General features: G+C 73.5%; 5 protein-coding genes. 2 read left to right on the forward strand and 3 right to left on the reverse strand.

The genetic code is table 11. The features are described from left to right. Positions 1-11: 11 nt before the first annotated feature. Positions 12-905 carry a helix-turn-helix domain-containing protein gene (locus ACFCV8_RS04715; RefSeq protein WP_376683792.1) on the reverse strand — a complete coding sequence of 298 codons (894 nt, stop codon included), beginning with the start codon at positions 903-905 and terminating at the stop codon, positions 12-14. Positions 906-1,175: 270 nt separating this feature from the next. Here ACFCV8_RS04715 and ACFCV8_RS04720 point away from each other — a divergent pair, with 270 nt between their 5' ends. Then, complete coding sequence (locus ACFCV8_RS04720; protein ID WP_376683783.1) at positions 1,176-2,981, forward strand: beta-galactosidase family protein; 1,806 nt, start codon at positions 1,176-1,178, stop codon at positions 2,979-2,981. An 18-nt stretch (positions 2,982-2,999) separates the two neighbouring features. Here ACFCV8_RS04720 and ACFCV8_RS04725 read toward each other — a convergent pair whose 3' ends face one another. Then, the gene (locus tag ACFCV8_RS04725) at positions 3,000-3,776 is read right to left on the reverse strand and encodes a trypsin-like serine protease (RefSeq protein ID WP_376683784.1); all 777 of its coding nucleotides are present in this window, start codon (positions 3,774-3,776) and stop codon (positions 3,000-3,002) included. 266 nt (positions 3,777-4,042) lie between these two features. Here ACFCV8_RS04725 and ACFCV8_RS04730 point away from each other — a divergent pair, with 266 nt between their 5' ends. Next, positions 4,043-4,954: a hypothetical protein gene (locus ACFCV8_RS04730; RefSeq protein WP_376683785.1), complete on the forward strand. Its 912-nt coding sequence runs from the start codon at positions 4,043-4,045 to the stop codon at positions 4,952-4,954. Positions 4,955-5,001: 47 nt separating this feature from the next. Here the strand turns inward: ACFCV8_RS04730 and ACFCV8_RS04735 are convergent, their stop codons facing one another. Beyond that, positions 5,002-6,681 (reverse strand): DEAD/DEAH box helicase, encoded by a 1,680-nt coding sequence (locus ACFCV8_RS04735; RefSeq protein ID WP_376683786.1) that lies wholly within the window; start codon positions 6,679-6,681, stop codon positions 5,002-5,004. Positions 6,682-6,833 lie beyond the last annotated feature (152 nt).

Consider the following 6,833-nt stretch of genomic DNA (forward strand, 5'->3'; position numbering starts at 1 on the left):
GGTCAGCGAGCTTAGACGGCCGGGCCCGGCGGGATGATCGTCGGCGGATGCTCCGGGTCCGGAACCCGATCGCTCCAGCCGCCGGGGACGTTGCGCCCCTGCTGCTCGCGGAAGCGGACGGGGGCGGTGCCGACCCGGCGGGCGAAGAGCCGGGAGAAGTACGCCGGGTCGTCGTAGCCGACGCGCCGGGCGACGGCGGCGACGGGCAGGTCCGTGGCGGCGAGGAGTTCCTTGGCGCGGCCGAGCCGGATGCCCAGGAGGTAGTCCTTGGGGCTGCACCCGGCGCCCCGCCGCACCGCCGTCCGCAGTTCGGCGGTGGTCATGCCGTGCCGGGCGGCGTGCTCGGCGACCGAAAGTGGCTGGAAGGCGTCCCGGGCGAGGGCCTGCAGGACGGGGTCGCCGTCGGGGCTGACATCGGCGCGGGCCCGCCTGAGCGCGACGAGCAGCTCATGGACGGCGGCACCGGTCTCCACCTCCAGCAGCGGATTGCCTCGGCGGGCCGCGCGGACGATCCGGCTGATCGCGGCACGTGGCGCGGCGGTGTCGGCGAGCGGGACCAGTGGCCGGTCGGGCTCGATGTAGCCGAGTTCGGTGTAGGTGGCGGTGGCGGGGCCGGTGAAGTCGACGAAGCTCTCGTCCCAGCCGGTGCCGGGGTCGGCGCCGTAGTGGTGCGGGGTGCCGGGGGTGAGCCAGATCAGACTGGGCGCGGTGACGGGCACCCGGCGGCCGTCGGACCCGGTGAACCAGCCGCTGCCGGAGTGGACGACGACGGCCACGTGATGGTCCAGGGTGCGCGGGCCGACCGTCGGCAGGGCGCCGTGCTGGAGCCCCACTCCCAGGCAGACCAGGCCCAGCCGGTGGTGGAGCGGGCTGGGGGTGAAGAACCGCATCCAGGTGTGGTACATCGGCGTCCTCACTCCCTCTTCGTGATCGTTGTCGCGCTCTTCATGACCCATGTCGCTCCAGATCGGACGCAGATCAGACGTGGATCAGACACTGGTCCGAACAATTACGTCCAAACAGTAGTGATCTTTGTCCATGGACCGGCCGGACGCCAGGGGGCGAGGGTGGTGGCAACATCCCTCCCGGGTTCGCCCGCTCCGTGGTGCGTGCCGTCGTACGACCCGGGTGCGCGCGTTTCCCGGGGGCCGCACGCACAGGAGAGTACGAGCACGATGGCTGACTTCACCGTGGGGGACGACCACTTCCGGCTCGACGGGAAGCCCGTACGGCTGCTGTCGGGGGCCCTGCACTACTTCCGGGTGCACGAGGCGCAGTGGGACCACAGGCTGTCGATGCTCCGCGCCATGGGCCTGAACTGCGTCGAGACGTACGTACCGTGGAATCTGCACGAGCCGCGGCCGGGCCGGCTGCGGGACGTGGGCGCGCTCGGCCGGTTCCTGGACGCGGCGCAGCGGGCCGGGCTGTGGGCGATCGTGCGCCCGGGCCCGTACATCTGCGCCGAGTGGGAGAACGGCGGTCTGCCGGTCTGGGTGACGGGGCGGTTCGGGCGGCGGGTGCGTTCCCGGGACGAGGGGTATCTGGAGGCGGTGGAGCGCTGGTTCGGCGCGCTGCTGCCGCAGGTGGTGCAGCGGCAGATCGGGCGCGGCGGCCCGGTGATCATGGTTCAGGCGGAGAACGAGTACGGGAGCTTCGGCTCCGACCAGGTCTATCTCCGGCGGGTGGCCGGGATGCTGCGCGAACGCGGGGTGACCGTACCGCTGTTCACCTCCGACGGGCCGGAGGACCACATGCTCACGGGTGGTTCCGTGCCGGGGCTGCTGGCCACGGCGAACTTCGGTTCGGGGGCGCGGGAGGCCTTCGAGGTGCTGCGCCGTCATCAGCCGAGGGGTCCGCTGATGTGCATGGAGTTCTGGTGCGGCTGGTTCGAGCACTGGGGTGCCGAGCCGGTGGTGCGCGCTCCGGAGCCGGCCGCCGAGGCGCTGCGGGAGATCCTGGAGTGCGGGGCGTCGGTGAACATCTACATGGCGCACGGCGGGACGAACTTCGCCGGGTGGGCGGGGGCGAACCGGTCGGGCCCGGTGCAGGACCAGGACTTCCTGCCGACGGTGACCTCGTACGACTACGACGCGCCGGTCGACGAGTACGGCCGGGCGACGGAGAAGTTCCGGCTGTTCCGGGAGGTGCTGGCCGAGTACGCGGACGGGCCGCTGCCCGAGGTGCCGGCCGAGCCGGTGGGGCTGGCGGCACGGGTGCGGGTCCGGCTGACGGGGCGGGCGTCGCTGGACGCGGTGCTGGAGGCGCTGGGCGACGAGGAGGGTGCGCCGTCCGGGATGCCGCCGACCTTCGAGGAGCTGGGCGTCGACCGGGGCCTGGTGCGCTACCGGGTGTCCGTGCCGGGTCCGCGTCAGCCGTACGGGCTGGATGTGACGGGGCTGCGGGACCGGGCCGTGGTGCGGGTGGACGGGGTCCGGGCGGGGGTGCTGACGGCCGAGGACAGTGCCCTGGCGGAGCCGGTGGCCGGGCCCGCGGAGGTCGAGCTGTGGGTGGAGTCGCTGGGGCGGGTCAACTACGGGCCGCGGCTCGGCGAGCCCAAGGGGATCACGGGCGGGATACGGCACGAGCGGCAGTACCTGCACGGGGTGCGGGCGCGGGCGCTGCGGCTGGACGCGTTCGAGGAGCCGGGCGCGGTGGAGCGGGTGACGTTCGACGAGGTCCGGGAGGCCGGTGGGAGCGGGCTGTTCCGGGGGACGTTCGAGCTCGACGCAGTGGCCGGGACCGGTCACGCGGGGCTCGAACTGCCGGGGTGGACGCGGGGATTCGTCTGGGTGAACGGCTTCTGCCTGGGCCGCTACTGGTCGGTGGGCGCGCAGCGGACGCTGTACGTGCCGGGGCCGGTGCTGCGGGAGGGCACCAACGAGGTGTGGGTGCTGGAGGTGGAGGAGGCGGGCTCCCCGTATGCGGAACTGGGCCCGGGGACGCCCGTACGCACGGACGTCCCCGGGGTCGTTCAGGGGTGACTCAGGCCGGGGCCCGGGTCAGAGCGTGGCCGCCGCGGACGCGATGTTGGCGGCGAAGGTCGAGACCTCGCTGTACACGCCGGGGTAGCCGGGCCGGGCGCAGCCGTTGCCCCAGCTGACGATGCCGACCTGGATCCAGGCTCCGGCGTTGTCCTTGCGGAACATGGGGCCGCCGGAGTCGCCCTGGCAGGTGTCCACGCCGCCGGTGCTGACCAGCCCGGCGCAGATCTCGTCGCCGGGGATCAGGTCGCCGCCGTACGCGGCCTGGCACTCGGCGTCGGAGACGAAGGGCACGGATGCCTTCAGCAGGTAGCGCTGCTGGGCGCCGCCCTCGGTGGCCGCGCCCCAGCCGGCGACGGTGAAGGTGCCGTTGTTGTACGCCGTGGTGGTGGCGATCTTCAGGGTCGGCTGGTTGATGGGCTGGGCGAGCTTGATGAGCGCCCAGTCCTTGCCCGCGCCGTTGTAGCCGGGGGCCTGGAGGACCTTGGTGGACTTGACCTTGATCGCGCTGGACGACTGGAGGTCGACGACGCCCCCGGTGGCGGTGATGGAGGTGTTGTTGCCCGAGCCGTCCACGCAGTGCGCCGCGGTGAGAACGATGTCCTTGGCGTACAGGGCGCCGCCGCAGCCCATCGAGAGCCGGACCATGAACGGGAACTCGCCCTGGGCGGCGCGGGTTCCGCCGACGACCGGCTGGGGGGCCGCGGACGCTCCGGCGGGCTGGAGGCTGAAGCCCGCGAGGACGACGGCGGCTATGACGGAACATCTCTTCACGGCACGCAGAAGCTGCTTCAAGGAACTGCCCTCTTTCGTGGGGGGTGTGCCAGGTGGGGGTGCTTGTGGGGGTGCACGGTGGTGCTCGTGGGGAGTACCTGTGCCCGGGCCGGGTCCCGACCGGGAGGGCGCGGCACGATGCCACACCCTGGTCATGGACCCGACAAAGGCACGCTTGGGATTATCGGGAAATGATCACGACCCCCACAAGGATCACTTTCCGGCCAAGATCGACCGCACCCCTGCGGCTACAGTGAAGGCCGGTCGATCCTCGGGGACGGGGGGACATGACGGACGGCAGCAGCCGGACCACCAGCAGCCCGGTGGTCCATGGATTCCCGCACCTCGAAACGGTCCGGTCCGCGATCACCGCGCTGTACCGGCGGCTCTCCCCCGACGGCGTCCGCTCCTACGGCACCAGCCTCGCCGCCGCCGATGCCGCCTTCGGCGACGGGGAGAACCTCTATCTCGGCGCCCAGCGGGTGGCCCGGTCGGTGGTCCAGCACCTGCGGCTGCCGGACGCCCGCATGATCGTCGCCTTCCGCGCGATGGAGCACGCCGCCGAAGTGGAACTCGCCGCCGGGCCCGAGTACTTCGTCCAGCTCAACGACCGTTTCCGCACCCACCGCAGGGACATCGGCGCCGCGCTCGCGCACGAGGTCACCCATGTGCTGCTGCACCGGCTCGGTCTGGCGTTCCCCGGTACGCGGGACAACGAGATCCTCACCGACACCGTGACCACCTACCTGGGCGCGGGCTGGCTGCTGCTCGACGCCTTCCGCGAGGACCCGGTCTCCAGCCAGAAGCTCGGCTATCTCACCCCGGAGGAGTTCGGCTACGTCCTCGCCGAGCGGGCGGCCGTCTTCGGCGAGGACCCGTCGCCGTGGTTCACCAGCCCGCAGGCGTACGAGGCGTTCCGGGCCGGGCGGGAGCGGGCGCTGCAAGACACCCGGGAGCCCCCGCTCGCGGCGGCGGGCCGGTCGGACCGCCGCCGCTACGCGAAGGCCCGGCGCCGCGCCCGGGAGCGGCCGGGCACCCCCGGGGCGCCCGGTGCTCCGTACGCCTTCACGGGCGCACCGGACGCGCTGCGGGTCTCCTTCGCGTGCCCGGTGTGCCACCAGCGCCTCCGCGTCCCGGTGCGCGGCCCGGTCCGGGCCCGGTGCGGGCTGTGCGGGACGGTCCTGGACTGCGACACCTAGTACTCCAGCAGCACCAGGCACCGCCCCCGGCAGCGGTCAACGGCGGGTTACGCGGCCCTGCCGCCGCGCCCCGCCGACGCGCCGCCGCGCCCCTGACCGGAAGAACGCCCGGCGCCCGACGTGCGCGCGCCGGCGCGGCCACGGCCGCCACCGCCCGTGCCCGCGGTACGCCCGCCGCCCGAACCCGCCGTACGGCCGCCGCCCGTGCCCGCCGCGCGGGAAGCCCCGCCCGTACCGGTGCCGCGGGAGGCTCCGCCCGTGGCCCTGGGCTCGCCGCCGCCCTGTCCGCCGCCGCCACCGCGCCGGCCGCGGCCGGCGGAGCGGGTGCGCTGCTTGGGCGGGGTCGGCTGCGGGACCTCGATGACGACCGCGACGCCGGACGGCTCGCGGGCGCCGGTGATCCGGACGAGTTCCTCGTCACCGGAGCTGATCCGGGTGGTCCGCGGGGCGATGCCCGCGTCCGCCATCAGCCGGACCATGTCCCGCTTCTCCTCGGGCAGCACCAGCGTGACGACACTGCCGGACTCCCCCGCGCGGGCGGTGCGCCCGCCCCGGTGCAGATAGTCCTTGTGGTCGGTCGGCGGGTCCACGTTCACGACCAGGTCGAGGTCGTCGACATGGATGCCGCGGGCCGCCACGTTCGTCGCCACCAGCGCGGTGACCTGGCCGTTCTTGAACTGGTCCAGGGTCCGGTTGCGCTGCGGCTGAGAGCGCCCGCCGTGCAGGGCCGCGGCCCGCACGCCGCTGGCGAGCAGCCGCTTGGCGAACCGGTCGGCGGCGCGCTTGGTGTCCACGAACATGATCACCCGGCCGTCCCGGGCGGCGATCATGGTGGCGACGGTCTTCTTGTCGGTCGCGTCGGCCACGTGCAGCACATGGTGCTCCATCGTGGTGACCGCGCCGGCGGACGGGTCCACCGAGTGCACGACGGGATCGGTCAGGAACATCGTGACCAGCCGGTCGATGTTCTTGTCGAGGGTCGCGGAGAACAGCATCCGCTGGCCGTCCGGCTCGACCTGCTTCAGCAGACCGACGACCTGCGGCATGAAGCCCATGTCGGCCATCTGGTCGGCCTCGTCGAGAACGGTGATGGCGACCTGGCCGAGCTCGCAGTCGCCTCGCTCGATGAGGTCCTTCAGCCGGCCGGGCGTGGCGACGAGCACCTCGGTGCCCCGGCGCAGCGCGGCGGACTGCCGGGTGATCGACATGCCGCCGACGACCGTGGCCAGCCGCAGCTGCAGCGCGGTCGCGTACGGCGTCAGCGCGTCGGTGACCTGCTGGGCCAGCTCACGGGTCGGTACGAGCACGAGGGCCAGCGGCGCCTTCGGCTCGGCGCGCCGCCCGGCGGTGCGGGCCAGCAGGGCGAGGCCGAAGGCGAGGGTCTTGCCGGAGCCGGTGCGGCCCCGGCCGAGGATGTCCCGGCCGGCCAGCGAGTTCGGCAGGGTGGCGCCCTGGATCGGGAACGGCTCGGTGACGCCCTGCGCGGCAAGGGTCTTCAGCAGGGCCTGGGGCATGTCCAGCTCGGCGAACGCCTCCACGGCGGGCAGGGCGGGGGTCATGGTCTCCGGCAGGGCGAACTCGCCCTGCGGCGGCGTGGCCCTGCGACGGGACGAGACCTTGCCGGGTCCCTTGCCGGAACCCTTGGCGGTTGCCCTGGCCGGGGCCGCGCCGCGGCCCCTCGACGGGCGGGTGCGGGCGGGCCGGTCCGGGCGTTCGGAGCGGGTCATACGGAATTGCCCTCCTGGGGGATTCCTGAGGAGTTCCGGGGCGTCCGGTGGATTTCCTCGGAACTGCGATGGGACTGCTGGAATGCCGTGGCCGTGCTCGGGCGGATCCGCCCGGCCGGGGCCCTGGGACAGCACAAGCCGGGGCCCGCACC

Origin of the sequence: Streptomyces sp. NPDC056347, assembly GCF_042262625.1 — a bacterium.
Taxonomy (GTDB): Bacteria; Actinomycetota; Actinomycetes; order Streptomycetales; family Streptomycetaceae; genus Streptomyces.